Genomic DNA, 19,177 nt, shown 5'->3' with positions numbered 1-19,177 from the left:
TCTTGCCCCTTCGGGTCGCAGGCTAAGATGAAACTGACGGACTGGCGATCGCGCATTTTCGTATAAAACGGCTACCCCGACCTTAAGGACAGGCGCGTTTATCAGGAAGTCGAATAGATAGCGGAGTATATATACGTTCAGAAACTTCAAAAAAAGGCCGCCGTACCCGATTGATCAATCGGTACGTGCAGGCCTTTTTGGATATAAACATCAGCGTGCCGAGCCCGTAAGCCGCATTTGCGAACGGCCCGACACGAAATGAACCGCTGTTGCAACAGCGCCCGTTATGATCGCGACCGCCATCACATCGTAGCAAAGCGTGTACAAGAACAAATGCTTGCCCAAATCCGCCTCTCCGTCCCCGATCAGCGGCGTAACGAAAGCCATCGCCCCGACCGCTCCAACTGCGGCCATCATTTCTGCCGCCAAACGGAGAAAACGGCTCGTATTTAGCTTCCAAAAAACGAGTAAGCCGCCGTAATATATGATGTACAAGACAACTACCGAAAGCAAGGAATTGGGCAGCGCGTCCTTTTTAAACTCGCTCCAGGACGAGAACGCAAGCGATACAGCGCCTGCCGGCTTGCCTTCCGCTTTCTCGTAATTGCCCAAATAATACGGGCGTATAAACATGCTGTTTTCCGCCGCCCGCTCCAACTTTTGCACGAAGCGCCCCGGATGGGTCAAGTAAAAACCGAGCACTTTAAAATGGCTGATTTTATCGTAAAACTCCTCTTTCAGCTGCGGGTCGTTTTGCTTGATCGGCGTATCCGGCGTAAAATAGTTCGTTCCCGCAAGCACAGCCAGCTTAGGCGAAATGCCCAGCGCCTCCAAGTCTTTCTCCGGCGTCGGCGAGTCCTTCAATATACCGAAAAAGACGGTTTGGTACTTGTTGATCGAGCTGATCTCCTTAGGCGCCGAAAGATAAAACCCTGCAGACGCTATCACGAGAAGTGCCGACAGTCCGGCTGCCGTGCGCCTCCATTTTCGGTCGCTGCGCAAGCCCCACAAGCGAAAACCGAGCAAGGCGAGAACGATCCCGGCCGGCGCATACTGGATTTTCGAGCCGACCAGCATAAAGGCGGAAGCAAAAAAGCAAACGAGCAAGCCGATTGACGGATGATCCGATTTCCGGCTTAATGCAAGCCCGAAGCCGATCGTCAGCAGCAAAAAAACGAAGGTCGTCGCTTCGCCGAACAAGGAGTTGAAATAAGCCATATACCCGATATCGGCAAAAACGAACACAAGCAGAACGGCCAGCACAACGTTTACCGTCTTTGACGCCGTACGTCCCCATCTCATTAAGAGATACAAGGCTCCCATAAACAATGCCGCATACAACGCCGCCAAAAAGCGGATGTCGAACAGCTCGCGGCTGAATACGGCCAGATTAATGCCGGCTGCTATAAATACCGGGATCAGCTGGGTCGATATGTAACCGCCAAGTCCCACGTGCGAAATGGCGTATTGGCTATGGAAATAGGTAAAGTATTTTTCGGCGAACGGCTCCTCAGGCTGCAAATCCGCCAATCCGACCGTCCCCATAATTCTCTCAAAATCTCCGTTGTTCGCTATGCCGACAAGCGGCTTTACCATCAACAAACATACGATTATGACGGCTGCGGCAAGCAGTACGGCGTTCTCCAGGCGCAATAATTTCTTCCACATGTAAAACAATTCCTCCGTTTCACAAAAACTCCTATGTCTATTCTTCCGCTCCGATATCGCGATTTTTCCGGTCTCTGCGCGTATCGAAAGCGGCGAGCAGCTTACTGCCCAAGCCTTCAAACTTACGCGTGAACGTTTCGAAGAAACGAGCGTTCACAATCAGATCGGCGAGCTTGACGCAGCCCCAGGCAAAAAGCATGCCGGCAATCACGTCGATGATCCAGTGGATTTTCAAATACATCGTCGAAATAATGATCGAGACGCAAAACGCGCCGACCACCCATTTGTACCAGCGGCTTTTCTCGCGCATGACGAGCAGAAGCGCTGCGAATGCGATAGACGTATGCATACTGGGGAAACAATTCAATACGGTCATATACTGCTCTTGCGGCGTCAAAACCCGCTCCAGCATATCCGGCGTTCCTTGCACATACCAAACCTCTTGCAGCAAAATCGTATTGTAAAACGGCAAAATAAGCGGGACCTGCAGCAGATAGCCGGCCAGCGCGTACAAGCCCAGCTTTTTGACGTCTTTCGTAAAAAAAGCCCGGATGACGCATATCCAATACGATAATGTAAAACCGGCGTTGTAAACCGCCTGCATATATTTGGTCAGCCATTCCGGCTGCCACATTCTGAAAATCCACGCATCATTAAGCGGAATGGCATTAAACGCTTCGTTCCATTTGAAAATATGGCGTATATTTTCGGTCTGCATCGCCACGACGCGGTGCCACATCGGATTCGCATATTTGTAAATGACGTAAAATACGAACAAGGTGAGCAGTCCCGCCGGCATAAACTGCACCCAAGAGATCGCTTTCGCATCCTTCCTCGTCCCCAGAAGCGAAGCGGCAAGAACGATGACGGCCCAAATTCCCCACTCCTCGACTTGTATAACGGCTATAATGACGGCGATCGTCGCCGCTATGAGCAGCGGCATGTAAAGCTTTTGCAACGGCATTGTTTATACTCCTTCATCTGATTTCCCGCGTCCCGTCCCGGTTTCAACGAGGATAAACGGCTGNCCCGCGTCCCGTCCCGGTTTCAACGAGGATAAACGGCTGCGCCGTCCTTTCCGAAGGAAAAGCGCGTTTACCGAGATTTAGAGCCGCTTCCACGATATACTTTCTGATAAATCAACAAATCGGGCAGTCTGGTGACAGCCCCCTACTAAGTTACCGTATTTTCCTGGAAGTTACAAGTTTTGCGGAGCCCGCGGAGTCTTGCAACCGACACACTGCGCAGTTTCGCCTGCCGGGGAGAACAAATAAAAAATGCCCGAGTCTCCGCGTCGAACCGGGCGATTTCACGCGCCGCACTGCTTACGAGCAGGCCGAAGCCCCGTTCATACGGAGTTTTGTCCGCAGCCGGGGCTTTTTTGTGATTGCCTATCATGCGATTAACCTGCCACGTCCCGTTTGGCGAAGACAAACCAGGAGAGCGCATTCAGGACGATAAAATATACGGCGAGAACCGTTACCGAGAAGCCCAGCGTCATTCCATCGGCAACCGGCGTATGACCGCCTATATACTGTCTCAGGTCGAGGTTGGCGAACAACACGTATTTGACCCAATCGTATCTGCTGAGCACCATGACCATAAGCGAGCCGCCGAACAGCAGCGCAATCGAAAGGCCGATGGCGAGCGAGCCGCTGCGGAACACGGTCGAAATCATAAAACCGACAGTCACCATCATCACCAGCGATACGCACTCGTAACCGTACTGCTGCAAGGAATAAAGCGCCATGCTGCGTTCATGCACATTTCCGTCCGAGCCTACATACAGCTTCAAATGATTGAATCCGCCGAAGCCGTCCATCACGCCCCCGACAAGCAGGGCAAAGAGAAACAGCGAGCATAGCAGAAACATGGCGAAAAGCAGCGTGGATAAATATTTGGATAGCAATATTTTGCTTCTCGACACCGGCCGGATCAGCAGGAGCTTGATCGTTCCCCAAGAAAATTCGCCCGCAACCATATCGCCCGCAATGACGATCGTAAAAATAGCGCCAAGCACAATCAGACTAGCCGAAAAGTCCACTGCGGACCACATCGTCCGGCGATCCGGATTAATGTCGTGTTCGACCGCGTAACGGCTTACTTTGATCCAGTCCTCCATATACTTTTTGGAGCCTTCATCCGCATTGCCGCTGTCCAGTTCCTGCTGCAATCTGTTCGCCGATTCGGTCTGCGACTGTTTCCAATCTTCCGGCTGCGGACGATCCGGCATATCGTATTTTTCGAGAATCATGCCCGTCAGGAAAAGCGCCAGAAGCAAACCCAACATCACCCACGTTCTCGGCCTCCGGTATACTTTCATATTTTCATTGCGCAGCAAAGCGGTTATGCTAACCAATCGCCCCTACCCCCGTCATCTCCAAAAATGTTTCCTCAAGCGTCTTCGTAACGTTTCGAATGCCGTAAATCCGGATATCCGCCATGACCAGACATGCGGCAATTTGCGGGATGAGCTCGCGTTCGATGCGCAGCTCCAGCTGTCCATCGGCGATGCCGACAAAGCCTACGTCCATGGAACGAGAAAGCACAGCCAGAGCCTCCTGAGGCCGGTCCACTTCGATCAGCACCTTTCCGCCTCCGCTATCGTGAGCCATTTGACGAACCGGCTTCACATCGATCAGCTTGCCAGTTTGGATGATGGCTACGCGATCGCACATCAGCTCCATTTCGGATAAAAGATGACTGGAAACGATGACGGAGATGCCTTCGGTGCGGGTCAGATTTCGCAAATAATCGCGCAGCTCGCGAATGCCGGCGGGATCCAGCCCGTTGGTCGGCTCGTCGAGAATAAGAACGGACGGCTTATGCAAAATGGCCTGCGCCACGCCGAGCCGCTGCCGCATGCCGAGCGAATAGGTTTTTACCTTGTCGTGAATGCGCGGCTTCAAACCGACCAGATCTACAACCTCGTCGATTCTTGAAGCGGGAATATTCGGATGCATGCCGGCGAAATGAATGAGATTTTGATAGCCGGTCAAAAATTTGTACATTTCCGGGTTTTCGACTATGGCCCCGACGTGATTCATCGCTTGCTCGAAGTGTTTTTCTACATCGATCCCGTTAATGAGCACGCTTCCGTGCGACATTCGAATGAGCCCGACCATCATGCGGATCGTCGTCGTTTTGCCCGCTCCGTTCGGTCCCAGAAATCCGAAAACCTCTCCTTTGGGCACATCGAAGGTCAAGCTGTCGACTATCGTTTTACCGCCGATTTTTTTGCTTAGCCGTTGGATGCGCACGACAGGGCCTGCCTGCGCCTGAGTCCTTTCGTTCATGGTTCCCCTCCATTAAGTTTGTCGTTTATCCGCTTCCTCGTCTTGACTGCTTACAATTGTAGGCAACCTTTCTTAACAAACTGTCGGGGAAAATCTTAAGGCTTCCTTAACGGAATCTGAACAAAATCCGCACAAGCAAGGACATAACATACCTGCAGCTTTCAACCAAGCACATCAAAAAAGCCGTTCCTTAAGCTGAATGTCAGCTCGAGGAACGGCTTGGTCATCATTGAAGTCTGCCAGGCGGGTTGGGGGCCATATTCCCGGAGATAGGCTGGCGGGCATAGTCCGGAATCGCTCCCGGTACAGGGCCTCTCGCAAAGCTTCCTGCAGGGTTGTTCTGCATCGGTCTGTATGTTGCGGAAGGATTCCCGGCATACCCGCTTGACGAAGGCGCAACCTGCGAGGTCTGATGCATAACGCCTCCCGTCCCTCCTCCCGGACCGCCCATCATCGATTGAGCGACCGCTTGAGACACGTTGTTCATCGGCGCGTTCATGCCGTCAAAATAACGCGACGCTTCCTCCTCCATCCTTTGCTGCGCGACAGGCTGCCTGATGGGCTGGAGGACGGGCTGAGGCATCGTTTGCTGCATAATATGCGGCATCGGCTGAGGCACGGACTGCTGCATATTTTGCGGCATTGGCTGAGTCGACTCCATGCTATAACCGACAGGCTGATAGCTGTGCAAATACGTTTTGGCGGTATGAGCGTCCATTGTCGGCACTTGATAATAGCCTTGCCGGTTCATAAACAGGAACGTTTCATAGGCTTGATTCGCGCATGTCATGCTTGCATCCATAAGCATATGACGTACATTCGGATCGGCGCTTTCCAGCGAAGCTGCCATATGGTTTTTGGCCGAGGATTTGTGCATGCAAAGCACCGAGGCTGCGATTTGCCGGTCGTCGAAGCGCGCCTCCAAATGCGGAGCTTGCGGGGCAGGATGACGCAAGCCGTACATGATCTGCTGCGGCTGTACGTCCGGCATCCCGTAAGCAGGCTGGAACCGGTCGGCAGCGGAGTAGTCATGCGTATACGACACAAGCTGATTGTAAGACGCAATCGCGCTGTTCAGATGATTTTCGATCATGTGGCGAAGCTCAGCGTTTTGACAATCCCGCATATACATCGCAAAATGATCGATCAAATTGATTTTCTCCGTCAGCATTTCGTGCACTTCCATCGTTTCATGAGCACCGTAAGGCATAGCATCATCTCCCGTAAGTAATTGTTGGCTTGACACCCAACCGTTACTTTACCCAGCGGTCGTTTATCTATTCCCTACAGAAAGAAAACTGGAGCCCGACGATGGTGCGTCGCTTGTTCAAAGGCGTACGCGAGCTTGAGTAGAAGAGGCTCGCTGTAAGCGCGGCCGGTAAACGTGATGCCGAAGGGTAAACCGCTTGATAAAAAGCCCGCAGGAACGAGTACTGACGGATAACCCGCCCTCGCCCCGATCGTTTCTCCTTCGTCGCCTGGAAAAACGACGGCATCCAGCCCGTATGCGTCGAGAACCGCATCGATCCCTTCCGTACGCGACAAACGGAGATCGTTGAACCGGTCATGAATATAGTCCGGCTCGGTTAACGTGCCGCTTGTTTTTTCCTCCGCGTGTGTCAGCAGCTTTTGACCGTATTTCAGCGTTTCTTCCGGGTGCTCATTATTGAATGCGATAATATCCCGCAGGGACCGGATTTGCGTTCCCGCTCCTCTTCCTGCCAAATAAGCGTTCATGCTCGCTTTGAATTCGTACATAAGCACGCTGGAACCGCGAATCTCCCCGGCGGATGGAATCGGTGCGGGATCAACCAATACGGCCCCAGCCTCTTGCATGGCCAATAGCGCCCGTTCCGCCATTCTCTTTTGCTCCTCGTCAAGCGAATCCCAAAAACCCGTACGCGGCACGCCGATTCTGGCCCCTTCTAGCCCTTTCGCCTCGAGAAAAACCGTGTAATCGTCATAATACCTGTCTTCCGAGGACAACGTCGCCGGATCTTTACCGTCAAGGCCTGTCATTGCTCCAAGCAGAATGGCAGCGTCCGTTACGGTTCTGGCCATCGGCCCCGCCGTATCTTGACTGAAAGCAATCGGCGTGATACCGTAACGGCTGATCAAGCCTACCGTCGGTTTAATCCCTACGATACCGCATTGGTTAGCCGGGCACAGGATCGAACCCGATGTTTCCGTTCCGACCGCCGCCGCGCACATGCTGGCCGCCACGGCCACTCCCGAGCCGGAGCTCGAGCCGCCCGGCCGGGAATCGGCATCGTACGGATTCAAGACCTGCCCGCCCCTGGAGCTGTAACCGTTCGGCATTCCCTCCGTCATGAAATTGGCAAACTCGGTCATATTCGTTTTCCCTATTATAACGGCGCCGGCTTCCCTTAGCTTTTGGACGAGAAATGCGTCCCTTCCCGCATAATCGCCCGCCAATGCCAGCGATCCGGCGCTTGTGTGCATGCCGTCGTTCGTATCGATATTGTCTTTAAGCATAATCGGGATTCCGTGAAGCCTGCCACGCAATTTGTTTAAGCTTCTTTCCCTGTCCATGGCCTCTGCGATATAAATTGCGTCAGGGTTAATTTCCAGTACCGCATTCAACCGCGGCCCCGCTTTATCAAGCTCCGCGATCCTTTTCAAATATGCGCATACTATTTCGACAGATGTCGTTTCGCCGTTCGTCATCGCTTGCTGCAAGACATCTATGGTCGTTTCGACCACCTTAAAACCCATCGAGCATCCCTACTTTCGTCTTATGACCCGAAAACACCGAAATTTCAAGGTTAAAACGTCGTTTCGGGCTTTTATGCCAGAATACCACCCAAAACCACGGATTGCATGACCAAAAACAATTCTATATGATTGTTACCGCAGGACAAATCGAACGGAAGAGAGGAACAGCCGTGGAAAGATGGAAAATCAATTTGGCCGTCTTATGGATCGGCCAGTTTCTCGTTATGTCGGGAATGACGATGATCATGCCTTTTCTGCCGCTTTATTTGCAGGATTTAGGCATGACCAACGAGCATGAAATCGCCATTTGGGCGAGTATCATTTTTGCCGGAAACTTCGTAACGTCGTTTCTGGCGCAGCCGATTTGGGGCGGATTGGCCGATCGCTACGGCCGCAAGGTTATGCTGCTTCGTTCCGGCTTCGGAATGGCCGTCGTCATGACGCTGATGGGCTTCGCCGACAGCGCATGGCAGCTGCTTTTGCTGCGGATGGTCAACGGAACGATTTCCGGATTTGCGCCGGCGGCTATCGCGCTCATGTCGGCAAGCGCTCCGCGCGAGCGCATGGGCTTCGCCATGGGAACGCTGCAATCGGGCGGCGTTGCCGGTACGATCCTTGGACCGCTGATGGGAGGAGCCATGGCCGAGTGGATCGGATACAGGCCTATTTTCTATGTAACGGGTGCGCTCTTATTCACCGCCTCGGTGCTTGCTTCATTGTTGGTTAAAGAATCGTTCAACAAAACGAAGGCGCAAAACCAGCCGCGCGTGTCCGTACTCGCAGGCCTTAAACAGCTTGGCAAAATTCCGCAGCTGCCCGCTTTGTTTTCGATTACGTTTCTCATTCAATTCGCCGTGCTCAGTCCGATGACGCTTATCCCGCTGTTCGTGCAGGATCTTCACGGTAAAACGGACATGCTGCCGCTGCTCGCCGGATTAGTCGGTTCCGTAAACGGCTTTTCCAACGTCATTGCCTCTCCGCTGCTGGGCAGGCTCGGCGACAAAATCGGGCAGCAGCGCATCCTGCTCGTATGTTTGATCGGAGCCGCCTTTGCTTTTATCCCGCAGGCGCTCGTGAGCAACGTATGGCAGCTTATCGTCGCGCGATTTTTCTTCGGCATGTTTATCGGCGGACTACTGCCTTCCGTTAACGCGCTTATTCGCCAATACACGCCTGAAGGCATGGAAAGCCGGGCCTACAGCTTCAACACGAGCACGCTGAGCCTCGGCAACATGATCGGCCCGCTTGTCGGAACGACATTGTCCATGTGGATCGGCGGCATACGCGGCATTTTCGTACTGGCGGCCGTACTGCTGTTTGCCAATGCCATTTGGGCGCGAAAAGCTTTGGTCGCACCGAAAACGGAACGGGCATAACGGTGGTGCATCCCTTGTACCGCAAAAAGGAAAGGACGGCTCCCAGCCGTCCTTTTGTCTTTTTGTAAGTTTCGAAACTTAGTACGATATCAAGTCTTAAATCAGGGAATTCCGATGCCGGACATTACCTGGTAAACTGGTTCATAGTACGAAACGTAATCCCCAGTTTAGACTTGAAAGGCTATTGGTACTCGATCAGTCTAAACTAGGGATTGATAACGAGAAACAAATACGGATGCCTGGACTGTTCGCTAGTGTAGAAAACCTTATTGTTTATGAGGTTATCCGCACTGTTTCACTTGTAAAATACTCCTTCTCGCCCGTTCGTGAGGCAAACGCAACTATTCATTTCGTTTGCCTCACAAAGAGTTGCGTTTAACTCATTATCTCACCAGAACACGGGTTTTTGGCGAGCGATAGTGAGGTTTGCCTTATGAACAGTAAACTTTTTCTTACTATTTCTCCAGATCACAAGTCATAAGCGGCATGGACCTGCATCTTAAGCTCTTTGGGTTAGGGAAGCGGGCTTTCTTCTCTAATGAAAGCCATAGTGTAAAACCTTGTTCATTCCTGCTAATCGCGCACTCTCGCAATACTCAAGCCGTCATAGGCCGGCAGCAATGTGCTTTCAAGGCGCGGATCCTGCGCCATTCTTTCGTTGAAGGCGCGGATGCCGCGAACCCCGTTTCCGTTCTCGGATGGATCCAATGCTTTTCCCCGCATAAATGCGTTGTCGCCGATGATTAGAGCGCCCGGATTGGCCAGCTTTAACGCCCACTCCAAATAATTCGGATAATTGCCCTTGTCCGCATCGATAAAGAAAAAATCGAATGTTCGACCCTCGTCCGAAAGCTGCTGAAGGCTGTCCAACGCCTCTCCGATCCGGTATTCCACTTTATCCCCGAGTCCCGCTTGCCGCAAATGCTCATTAGCCAGCTCCGCATATTCTTGCTTTAATTCAAGCGAAACAAGCTTGCCTCCGTCAGACAAACCTTTTGCCAGACAAATGCCGCTGTAACCGCCCAGTGCTCCGATTTCAAGCACCTGCTTCGCGCCGCTGGTTTTGACTAGGAGCGTAAGCAATCTTCCGTAGCCCGGCGCGATCGAGATGTCAGGCATATTGTTTCGGCGTATACCCTCATACACCCGCTTTAAATCGTCATCCTCAAGATACAACTGTTCTGCATATTGTTCGTTCCGTTTTATTTGCTCCATTGCGGCACTCTCCTTTTCAATCCTTCACTCTTCCACTTTAACTTTTCGGCCGGCGGTTTGCAACGAGCTTCAAAGCCGTTTGTCACTTCATGAATTATCGCCTATACTGATGGAAGACGAAATTCATTTTCAGGCGTACATAGAAAAGAGGATTCCCGCAAATGGCAAAACTGCAATTGATCGCTACCGTTCCGATGGGGTTAGAGGCGATCGTCGCACGCGAAATTAAAGATCTCGGCTACGAAGAGATGGTGGTCGAGAACGGACGCGTTACATTCACCGGCGACGAAAACGCAATCGCCAGAGCCAATCTTTGGCTTCGTACGGCCGACCGCATTTTAATTAAAATGGGCCAATTCCCCGCCACCACGTTCGACGAGTTGTTTGAAGGAACGAAGGCGCTGGAATGGCCGGAATGGATTCCGGAGAACGGAGAGTTCCCGGTCCAAGGCCGCTCCCATAAATCGCAATTATCCAGCGTTCCGGCCTGCCAAGGCATCGTTAAGAAGGCGATCGTCGAAAAAATGAAGCAGCAATACGGAACAAGCTGGTTCCAAGAAACCGGCCCGCGTTACGTTATCGAAGTCGCGCTGCTTAACGATATTGCGACCTTGACGCTGGACACTACCGGGCCAAGCCTGCATAAACGCGGTTACCGGAAGCTAGTGACCGAAGCGCCTCTAAAAGAGACGATGGCCGCCGCCATGGTGCTGCTCAGCCGCTGGGCGCCTGACCGGCCGTTCGTAGACCCGTTTTGCGGTTCCGGGACAATCCCGATCGAGGCGGCGATGATCGCCTGGAATATGGCTCCCGGCTTACGCCGTACGTTTCCGGCGGAAACGTGGGCGGCGGTTCCGGCCAGCGTATGGGAGCAGGCGCGTGAAGAAGCGTACGACCTGTTCCGCGACGACATACCGCTCGATATTAGCGGCTCGGATATCGACGCCTCCGCAATCGAAGTCGCGCAAGCCGCTGCGAAAGCAGCCGGCTTGTCGAAGGAGATTCGCCTTGAGGTGTCGCCGGTCGCGAAGCTGCGTCCGCGCGGAGACTACGGCTGTCTGATCACAAACCCGCCTTACGGTGAGCGGCTCGGCGAACGGGAAGACGCCGAGAAGGCTCTGCGCCAATTAGGCTCGATCACCGCTCCGTTAAACACTTGGTCCACTTTCATATTAAGCCCGAGCAAACAGCTGGAGCATTATTTCGGCAGACCGGCAACGAAGAAGCGCAAGCTTTTTAACGGCCGTATTGAATGTGCCCTCTACCAGTATTTCGGTAAGCTTCCTCCACGCAAACCGAAGGAAGAGGAATAGTTGCATTTTACACAATCTGATTCGCATGTCCTGTTAATGAGGCAAGACTTCAGTAGAAACCGCGCCCGGGGGCGCGGCTTTCTTTTTTTATGCCTGAAAAGATAACATGGAATTCGGCTCCGCTTTCGAGGGACGCCATTGTCAAAGCTGGCTAAGCAGAATCGTAGCTTTCGACAGGAGTATGACTATTTATCCTCGTCATTGCATGCGATGAACGCCGACAAAGCCGTTTACGCCGCCGATAATACGTACCGGCACGTCCTCTTCTTTTACGACGCCATTCGCATACCGGATACGGAAATGTATCGGATGGATGCCTTCAGGCAGCCCTTCCGTTACCGACTGCAGCCGCTCGTCAAATAACTGCCCGGTAAAACGAGTACCCGTGTCGTCCGCTTCCAACTCTACATCGATGTATAGAGCGCTCCCGTCTTTGCCTAGCGAATCGATCCAAGCCGATGCTTCGGTTACGGGAACCGGCGAGCTATTCGTCTCGACGACGAAAATTTCTCCCGAGTAAAATTCCTTCGGTCTGATCGTCGTATTATGGCCCTGCGTCTCATGATTTTTCAGCCACTGAGGCGTATAAGTTACATCCGATAGTATCGTCAGCGGCATCACTTGGATAGTTTTCGTAACGGATGACAAGGCACCATGAACGTCTTTTACGATTAGCGTTACCCGGTAATCGCCGGGAAGCAGCCATCTTCTGTTCCATACGGCTTCGGTTGTCGTAAATGCCGTTCCATCCGGTTGTACAATTTCCCAGCGGTAACTAAGCGAATCGCCATCCGGGTCGGAAGAAAGATTGACCAGCTGCACCGTATCTCCTTCCCAAACCGGCTTCGGACTCCAGTCGAAATCAGCGGCCGGAGAACGATTGATAAACAACCATCCAGCCGGAGACCAGGCCGAAGCGGAATCGAATTGGTCGGTGACCCTCACCCGAACGGACAGTTTTTGCCCTGTCGACAGATGGGAGCTTAGCTGCCAGCTTCCATAACTCGAGGTCGTTCCTTGCCATATCCAGCCGCTGTCCAAAATAACCGCCCCCGCTTCATTCGCGATTTCAACTTGGAACATGCGGAATGTCGTGCCGGTGTCCGGATCGGTTTGCGTCCAGGTGATCGTCGGCATTGTCGTCGTTATGACATTGGGGCTGGCATGAGTTCCCCATGGGAAGCTAAGATAGGCCGCCGGCGGGCGATTCGTCCCCATCCATCCTACATTCGACCAAGCCGACCATTCCTGGCCGTCAAAAACGCGGACGAACACCTGATATTTTGCGCCCAGCCCCAGATCGACGTTCATCGGCCATAGCTGCCATGTTGCGGAAGTTGATTGCGGAATCATGCCGCTATCGGCGAACATATTGCCCCATTCGTCTCTAATATGCACTTGAAACGCCGAAAACTCCGTTCCCGGATCTGGGTCTGTCTGATTCCAGCTTATCGTCGGCCTTTGCGTGGTAAGCTGCGTCGGATTCGATTGCGTGCCATCCGGGTATAACAGCACGGCCACAGGAGGGTGATTAACGGCGGTTCCCGAAGTGCTGATGCTTTGGGTATACCACTCGCTCCACGCCCCGTATTCGTCTTTTACGGCGAGCTGGATGTCCCATGTTCCAGATCTCGTAGGATTGACAAGCTTGCCTTCCGTATAGGAGCTATCGCTCGCAAGTTTATAACGCCATTTGCGTTCCAGTACCCCGCGCGTCGCCCAATAATCAATGCCTGTCGCTTCCGTCGATGCTTGGCCTATATTCGGATCGAACCGGTCCGGGTCATATGAGGTATCATTATAGGAAAGCGTATGATCCCCATTTTCCCAAACCGTGAAGATGGAAACCGGCGGACGATGGACGCGAATGTTCCCGGTCATCGTATTCGACCATTGTCTGTAACCGTCGTAAGTCGCGGATGGAAAACGGAACAAAGGATGCGGGTCGTCCTTGGACCGGAACGTAAACGTGTATTCACCGGGTTTAGGAAAGCTTTTGACCTCAGTCGCGAATGAGCCTCCGGATTCCGACCACGTTCCTTCAGGCTGCATAAACACATTCGGATTGTGCGTATATGTCCAGTATTCCGCTTCCTTCAGCCGCGGATCGTTCTCGGGATCGGTGAATGATACGTCATACGTTACCGGCTGATTGATAAGCGCAATGCCGCTTATGCTGCCGGTCATGCCTCCGCCGGATTCATAGGACAAACTGGAAAATTGCGTACCTTGCTGCCCTCGGTTCACAATACCTAGATGTCCGCCGCCCCACCAACCTTCCGATACCGAGAATTGATAGATTTCATTCACATAGACATGAAAATCGTTTCCGGCTCGGGTGACCTTGATTCGATACGTATTGTTATTAACGATTCCATAAGGAACTTCACGTAAAGTTACTGTTCCGCCGCCCGCGGTTCGTTTGAACCGGAGCATACCGCTTTCAAATTCGACACTATAGAAATTCAGTGCGTTTTGTACCCATAATGCGAGTCCAATGCCTTCATTCGATACTTTTGTTGGCTTCAAATTTAGCTTGGCGGTTTCGCCTGCCAGCCAGTTGCCTCCGAACCAAATGTCCGAAAATGGGGTTCCGGCTTCATACGCCTTCGGATAATAAACCGGATTTGTCGTACCGTCGATTAACGTCGATCCGGCTAAGATTTTTTGATCGTCCAGGTAGATGATTCGATAGTTCTGCCCTCCACTGAACTGAGCTATAATGTCCAGGTTTTGATTCATAACAGTGATCCGATTATCGCCACCGCTAACAGCGCCGCTTTGTATCGTTATTAACCCATCAGCCGACATCTGCATGATGCTGAAGTTATAATAATACTGATCGATCGTTTTAATTAAGCTGCCGTCCGCCGCGAATATATCAAGCGAGCTGCCGCCCCCTGACGATTGGTACTCCGGTTTATAGCGTGTGATATACGTCCTGCCTTGTTTGTCTACCATTCTTACCGAGGCGGATACTTGGAAGCTGTATATATACATGTTCGTATCCGAAATTGGGATTTGCAGCTTTCGAGATTCCGAAAGCGATCCGTAACGGTTCATTCTGCCGACGTAAATATCTTTTTGACGAGCTGGATATGTAGTCGGATACCAACCAGACGAATAACTAAAAATGAGATCGCCGTTATCATCAAACCTCACTGCGCTGGCTGCTTGACCGTACCAAGTATTGAATAATTCCGCGCCGGTAGCTGCACTATAACCCTTCATGGTATAGGAATCTGTTGCATGGTCGTATGGAGTTGTACGCGGAATCGTATAAATAACACCTGTTTCCGGCGAAACACCAACTATGGTTACTGCATAAGGCTGCCATTCCCAATCGTTATTCCAAAGCGTATCGCCTGACTTATTTGTCCCCATCATTCTATAAACATAGCCATAATTTGAATTGCTCATTGCAAAAACAATACCATCTTTATGCGGGTAAACAAAAATAAACTGATAACTAGGACTAGTAATGTTCATGTCAATTTGTTTTGACCATAAAAACGATCCGTCCGTTGCATTGAAGGCATAAAGCATAGAGGGATTAGCCCCCATAAAAACATGTAAAATCCCATCCATGATAAAAAACTGTGCGTTACTCCAAGGAATACCCGCTTGTGTCTTTTCATACTTCAGTGACAGACTTTGCTTGTCTGTTGCTGTTATTTTTATACCTCCGCCTGAGACGGGGGCAATATTGTAAAGATTAGAACCATCAGTTAGCGTGGTATTGGGAATATTTACAGTTGTTCTTGTAACGTTGTTCCCTTGAACTGCACTATAGTAAATCCTCTTGTTATCACCAAGCCCGAAACTTTCAGACATAAAGTAATTGATAGGCATGAACGTTTTTGTCTGCAGACCGTTTTCATCGAGCTTCCAGTTTTTCCGGTTTGCAGCTCCGCCGTATGTCGTTTGAAAATTCCAATAGTTATATATATCCGTCATGCCGTAAGCGGTCGTATTTTTCGGCGTATTGGTTTGTCCGCTCGTTTTCACATCGACAGCCGGAGGCAAGTTAACGACGTCGGTTACGTAAAGGTTCTGCGGTTCGTTGTCCGTATTATCCGATTTGCCGTAATCCTCCCAGACGGTTTCCCTGAACAGATATTTCCCCACTTTATCAGGGATAATCGTGGCGCTTGTCATAGCTCCGTCGTAGATGTCTATCCAATGATCATCTACGAAACCATTGTTGGAGCTGTCGTATTTGTATTCGTAGCGATGCCGGACAATCATGTCGCCATCCGGGCTTGTCGCCGTACTATTGATCGTAATCTCGTTCCCCCTTGTGCTTTGAATTGGAACCGTAAGCTTTGCATTAGGCGGCATATCGGGAATGACTTCAAGGACATGGCTTGCTTCATCCGACCATCTGCCTCCTGCATCCCGCACCCTTAAGTTAACCGTTTCATAGCCCACGTTATTATACTGGTTTTTCTTATTCGTCCAAGCTTCTTCTACAATTGTAGAGTTGACAGGGCTTGTTGAGCAAGACGATATCGGGTACGGCAGCGGGCGCTTCTCAACTACTTTCTTCGGCCCTTCAATGCACGCGACAGGTTTTGGATCGATAACCTGCAGGGTGGCCGAAGCGGTAAATTCGCCGCCCTGCCCGTCCGTTACGGTTAAATAAACGGTATGACTTCCCGGAATGTCCGCCAGCAAGCCGTCATAACGAAACGCCCATTGTGTATTTAAGCTGTATTTCCCAGGCAGGCTCTTCACCCAAAAGGAGTCGCGGTTAAAATCCCACCCGTTATTTTGGATAATCGGATCGCCATCCGGATCGCTGTAGCGGACAATACCGAGATCGACAATCGTATTTTCCAAAACCGAGTGTACGGGAGTACTCGTGCCGTGATTAAACCAAGCGATTTCAACAAAAGGCGGCTGATTGGTGCCGCCCGGCGTAATGATAACGGGCTTCGGACCAACGATTTCCGTTCCGCAGCTTGTTTTGACGATCATGTATACCTGGTTGGTGCCTTTTCCTATTGGGGCAGGGTATTGATAAGTTACCGTCAACCCCTTTGTTTTATCGTTCTGCACGTTGGATAACCATTCCGCGCCGTCTTTAACGAACTTGAATTGATGCGACTGATAGGTGCAAGTTCCCGGATCGATGCTTGGCTGTACTGGAATCGGATCTCGGAACGGCACCGAAGAAGGTACGGTGAAATCAAATTTCGGTCCAGCCGGTGTAGGTGTGGGCGTAGGTGTCGGTGTTGATGTCGGGGGCGGCGAACTGCCGCTTGGCGATGGTGTCGGTGATGCAGGGCCGTATGTTACTTCAATTGAGTTTGGGTATAAATAGGTTTTGGAATGAATGGTTACGACAGCTGCTATATAGTACGCCATTACACTAGCGCCAGGTAATCCAAGTTTTTTTTCGGTGCCCTTATGATCAAATTTTTGTGAGTAATGTACACGAATTGTATCGAGACCGTTCAAGATTTCTACTTTAGAAATAGTAGTGCTGCTATCTGTATATCCTGACATGTCGCTGTCTGGACCTGTGACCCAATTAAATGAATCAATCTCATATTCCGTTGTAACTAATGGATTTACTGCGGTTGTTGGAATATAGTCCCCTTTCCGATCATTATTATTTATATAGAAAGGGACTTCTCTTGTTTTATCAAAATGATCACTTTCTGAGCAACCTGGATATTTTGGCATTGCTGTTCCGTTTATACTTTCAGTGAGTGCTCCGTTTCCGCATGTAATTTGTGATCCGTTATTCTTATTTGCATACCAGTTAACTCCATGAGGATCTCCGGGTGTATATCGATACCACGCGAAATAGCCACGTGGTGAGGTGTTTTCAGGTGAAAAAACACTTCTTTCGTTGCCAGTAAGTGTAATAGTACCTGACCATGACTGTTTCCCTATCGCATCAGTTGGAGTCACATTCTTTGTTGTTCCATCAGGCATTGTCACAGATATCGAGCTTATCTTTTCTCCGGCCCCTGCAACTACGTCGATCAAATTACTCTTCATGCTTGACGTTTTGCTTGCAATGACGTTTTGACCATCTACCATTGCGGGTGTTGAGCCACTTTCTGAATAAGATATGCTTATGAAATACTCTCCACTAGCGTTTACTTTAATACTCCCTATTAACTGAACATAATCTGGCAAAATAATCTGTAGGCATAAAAGGGCTAGCAACATCCAACTTATGCGGAGTTTCAATTTAGACATCGCATTTCCTTTCTTTTCGTTTTCTAGTTAAACTCTAGAGGTACATCTACTCTTAGAAGAGTATTCTTATAATCATTCGCTGGTGGTTTTGCAGGTGCATAAATTGATATAGTGAATTGGCCTCTGGTTTTTAGCCCTCTTTTCGGAATAATATACGCCTGTATGTCACCAATCTTATCAATATAAAGACTCCCAATACTATTCAATTCACCATTTTGATAGGCAACCATATCTGGTATTTTGGGACCAGAGATTGAGAAGGCAAGCACGTCATTAAGATAAATAGTCTTATCATCATTGTACTCCACATGGTTTTTTGCCAAAACAATGTAGCTTTCCCGATAATCACTAACCGGAAACCCTTCACTATTCGCTACAAGATTATGCCACCTTAACGATTCGATGTCCGGCAGCTCACTTAAAAACGGATCATTCGGATCTTCTAAATCGATAGCAAGCAATGCATCCAACTCTCCGCGATACTTTCCATCGTCAGTTTCTACAAAAAGATTCTCTGCATCCCAATAGTTATAAAATTGTTCCCCACCAAAAAACTCCGGCATCAACGAAAAAATATTCGTTTTACGCCACAGCACCTCCGCACGGGAAACCGCGTGCTTATCCACCGGCAGCGTGCCGCCATCTTTCACCTTTAAAATTCGTTCAATTATCGTTACCGACTGCGCTCTTGTCGTAGGCTCGTCCAAACCGAGCGTACCCGTTTCGTCCATGCCCTGAATAAGTCCCTTGCTTGTCGCTTTGAACATAAGCGATTTTTCGTCCAGCAGAACACCTGGCTTTTGCAGCTCCGCATCTGAAGCACGCAAAGCAATCCTCGCCATTTCGAGCCGTGTGATCGGCGTGTTCCAATCCCCGTCTGTGAAATCCCGCCACTGATGAATCCCTGCAAATACAGCTGCATTATTATAAGACGTGTACCAATTATCGCCTGGCGCAATCGCCGGAACCTCCATCTTCAAAGCTGTCACGGCCATTTTTATAAACTCGGCACGAGTTACATGCTGATCGGGACGAAACGTGCCGTTCTCGAAGCCGTCTACATAGCTCTTTCTAACCGCTTCCTCAATGGCCGGCTTTCCCCAATGGCCCAAAATATCCGAAAACGTTATATCGCCGGCCCAACTAGACGTTGATGCCACCGTACTCAAAAGCAGTAACCCGATAAATACCCCTTTTCCTCTTTTCACCGTATGTCGACTCCCTTTCCATCTTTCCTTCATTACACAAGACAGCCAGAATCCGGCCCCGGTTGCCCGTTTGTACGCTTCTGAGCAATAAAAAAACCGCCCGGCACGCGCTTCGCGTATCCGGACGGTGCTTCCGTTCCGAGTGTTTT

At 50.6% G+C, this 19,177-nt stretch carries 11 protein-coding genes; 2 read left to right on the top strand and 9 right to left on the bottom strand.

What is annotated here, in order from left to right:
* Positions 1–210: 210 nt before the first annotated feature.
* From wsfD to DQG23_RS23160, 6 genes are all read right to left on the bottom strand, one after another.
* Entirely contained in the window at positions 211–1,668 is a 1,458-nt protein-coding gene (gene wsfD, locus DQG23_RS23185) for a glycan biosynthesis hexose transferase WsfD (RefSeq protein ID WP_113033259.1), read from the bottom strand.
* A 37-nt stretch (positions 1,669–1,705) separates the two neighbouring features.
* The gene (locus DQG23_RS23180) at positions 1,706–2,632 is read right to left on the bottom strand and encodes a phosphatase PAP2 family protein (RefSeq protein WP_113033258.1); all 927 of its coding nucleotides are present in this window, start codon (positions 2,630–2,632) and stop codon (positions 1,706–1,708) included.
* 438 nt (positions 2,633–3,070) lie between these two features.
* Complete coding sequence (locus DQG23_RS23175; RefSeq protein ID WP_238177992.1) at positions 3,071–4,027, bottom strand: ABC transporter permease; 957 nt, start codon at positions 4,025–4,027, stop codon at positions 3,071–3,073.
* Positions 4,020–4,964, bottom strand: coding sequence for an ABC transporter ATP-binding protein (locus DQG23_RS23170; RefSeq protein WP_113033257.1), 945 nt, complete (start codon positions 4,962–4,964; stop codon positions 4,020–4,022). Before DQG23_RS23170 ends, DQG23_RS23175 begins: the two co-directional genes overlap by 8 nt.
* A gap of 226 nt (positions 4,965–5,190) precedes the next feature.
* The gene (locus tag DQG23_RS23165) at positions 5,191–6,174 is read right to left on the bottom strand and encodes a spore coat protein (RefSeq protein WP_113033256.1); all 984 of its coding nucleotides are present in this window, start codon (positions 6,172–6,174) and stop codon (positions 5,191–5,193) included.
* A gap of 74 nt (positions 6,175–6,248) precedes the next feature.
* Entirely contained in the window at positions 6,249–7,700 is a 1,452-nt protein-coding gene (locus DQG23_RS23160; protein WP_113033255.1) for an amidase, read from the bottom strand.
* 170 nt (positions 7,701–7,870) lie between these two features.
* Here DQG23_RS23160 and DQG23_RS23155 point away from each other — a divergent pair, with 170 nt between their 5' ends.
* Positions 7,871–9,076 (top strand): MFS transporter, encoded by a 1,206-nt coding sequence (locus DQG23_RS23155; protein ID WP_113033254.1) that lies wholly within the window; start codon positions 7,871–7,873, stop codon positions 9,074–9,076.
* A 573-nt stretch (positions 9,077–9,649) separates the two neighbouring features.
* Here DQG23_RS23155 and DQG23_RS23150 read toward each other — a convergent pair.
* On the bottom strand, positions 9,650–10,291 hold the full coding sequence (locus tag DQG23_RS23150) for an O-methyltransferase (RefSeq protein ID WP_113033253.1): 642 nt from the start codon (positions 10,289–10,291) through the stop codon (positions 9,650–9,652).
* Positions 10,292–10,452: 161 nt separating this feature from the next.
* Here DQG23_RS23150 and DQG23_RS23145 point away from each other — a divergent pair, with 161 nt between their 5' ends.
* The gene (locus DQG23_RS23145; RefSeq protein WP_113033252.1) at positions 10,453–11,604 is read left to right on the top strand and encodes a THUMP domain-containing class I SAM-dependent RNA methyltransferase; all 1,152 of its coding nucleotides are present in this window, start codon (positions 10,453–10,455) and stop codon (positions 11,602–11,604) included.
* 198 nt (positions 11,605–11,802) lie between these two features.
* Here DQG23_RS23145 and DQG23_RS23140 read toward each other — a convergent pair whose 3' ends face one another.
* Positions 11,803–16,974 (bottom strand): PKD domain-containing protein, encoded by a 5,172-nt coding sequence (locus DQG23_RS23140; RefSeq protein WP_158560658.1) that lies wholly within the window; start codon positions 16,972–16,974, stop codon positions 11,803–11,805.
* An 869-nt stretch (positions 16,975–17,843) separates the two neighbouring features.
* Positions 17,844–19,028, bottom strand: a complete 1,185-nt coding sequence (locus DQG23_RS23135; protein ID WP_158560657.1) for an S-layer homology domain-containing protein — start codon at positions 19,026–19,028, stop codon at positions 17,844–17,846.
* Positions 19,029–19,177: the final 149 nt, after the last annotated feature.

The organism is Paenibacillus contaminans (assembly GCF_003285015.1).
GTDB classification, from domain to species: domain Bacteria; phylum Bacillota; class Bacilli; order Paenibacillales; family NBRC-103111; genus Paenibacillus_V; species Paenibacillus_V contaminans.
The sequence above is the reverse complement of the archived record's forward strand: the minus strand, read 5'-3'. Positions and strand labels throughout refer to the sequence as shown.

Excerpts from the sequence above, each read along its gene's own strand:
- wsfD (WP_113033259.1), bottom strand. The coding sequence starts at position 1,668 with ATGTGGAAGAAATTATTGCGCCTGGAGAACGCCGTACTGCTTGCCGCA.
- DQG23_RS23180 (WP_113033258.1), bottom strand. The coding sequence starts at position 2,632 with ATGCCGTTGCAAAAGCTTTACATGCCGCTGCTCATAGCGGCGACGATC.
- DQG23_RS23170 (WP_113033257.1), bottom strand. The coding sequence starts at position 4,964 with ATGAACGAAAGGACTCAGGCGCAGGCAGGCCCTGTCGTGCGCATCCAA.
- DQG23_RS23165 (WP_113033256.1), bottom strand. The coding sequence starts at position 6,174 with ATGCCTTACGGTGCTCATGAAACGATGGAAGTGCACGAAATGCTGACG.
- DQG23_RS23160 (WP_113033255.1), bottom strand. The coding sequence starts at position 7,700 with ATGGGTTTTAAGGTGGTCGAAACGACCATAGATGTCTTGCAGCAAGCG.
- DQG23_RS23150 (WP_113033253.1), bottom strand. The coding sequence starts at position 10,291 with ATGGAGCAAATAAAACGGAACGAACAATATGCAGAACAGTTGTATCTT.
- DQG23_RS23145 (WP_113033252.1), top strand. The coding sequence starts at position 10,453 with ATGGCAAAACTGCAATTGATCGCTACCGTTCCGATGGGGTTAGAGGCG.
- DQG23_RS23140 (WP_158560658.1), bottom strand. The coding sequence starts at position 16,974 with ATGGCGTACTATATAGCAGCTGTCGTAACCATTCATTCCAAAACCTAT.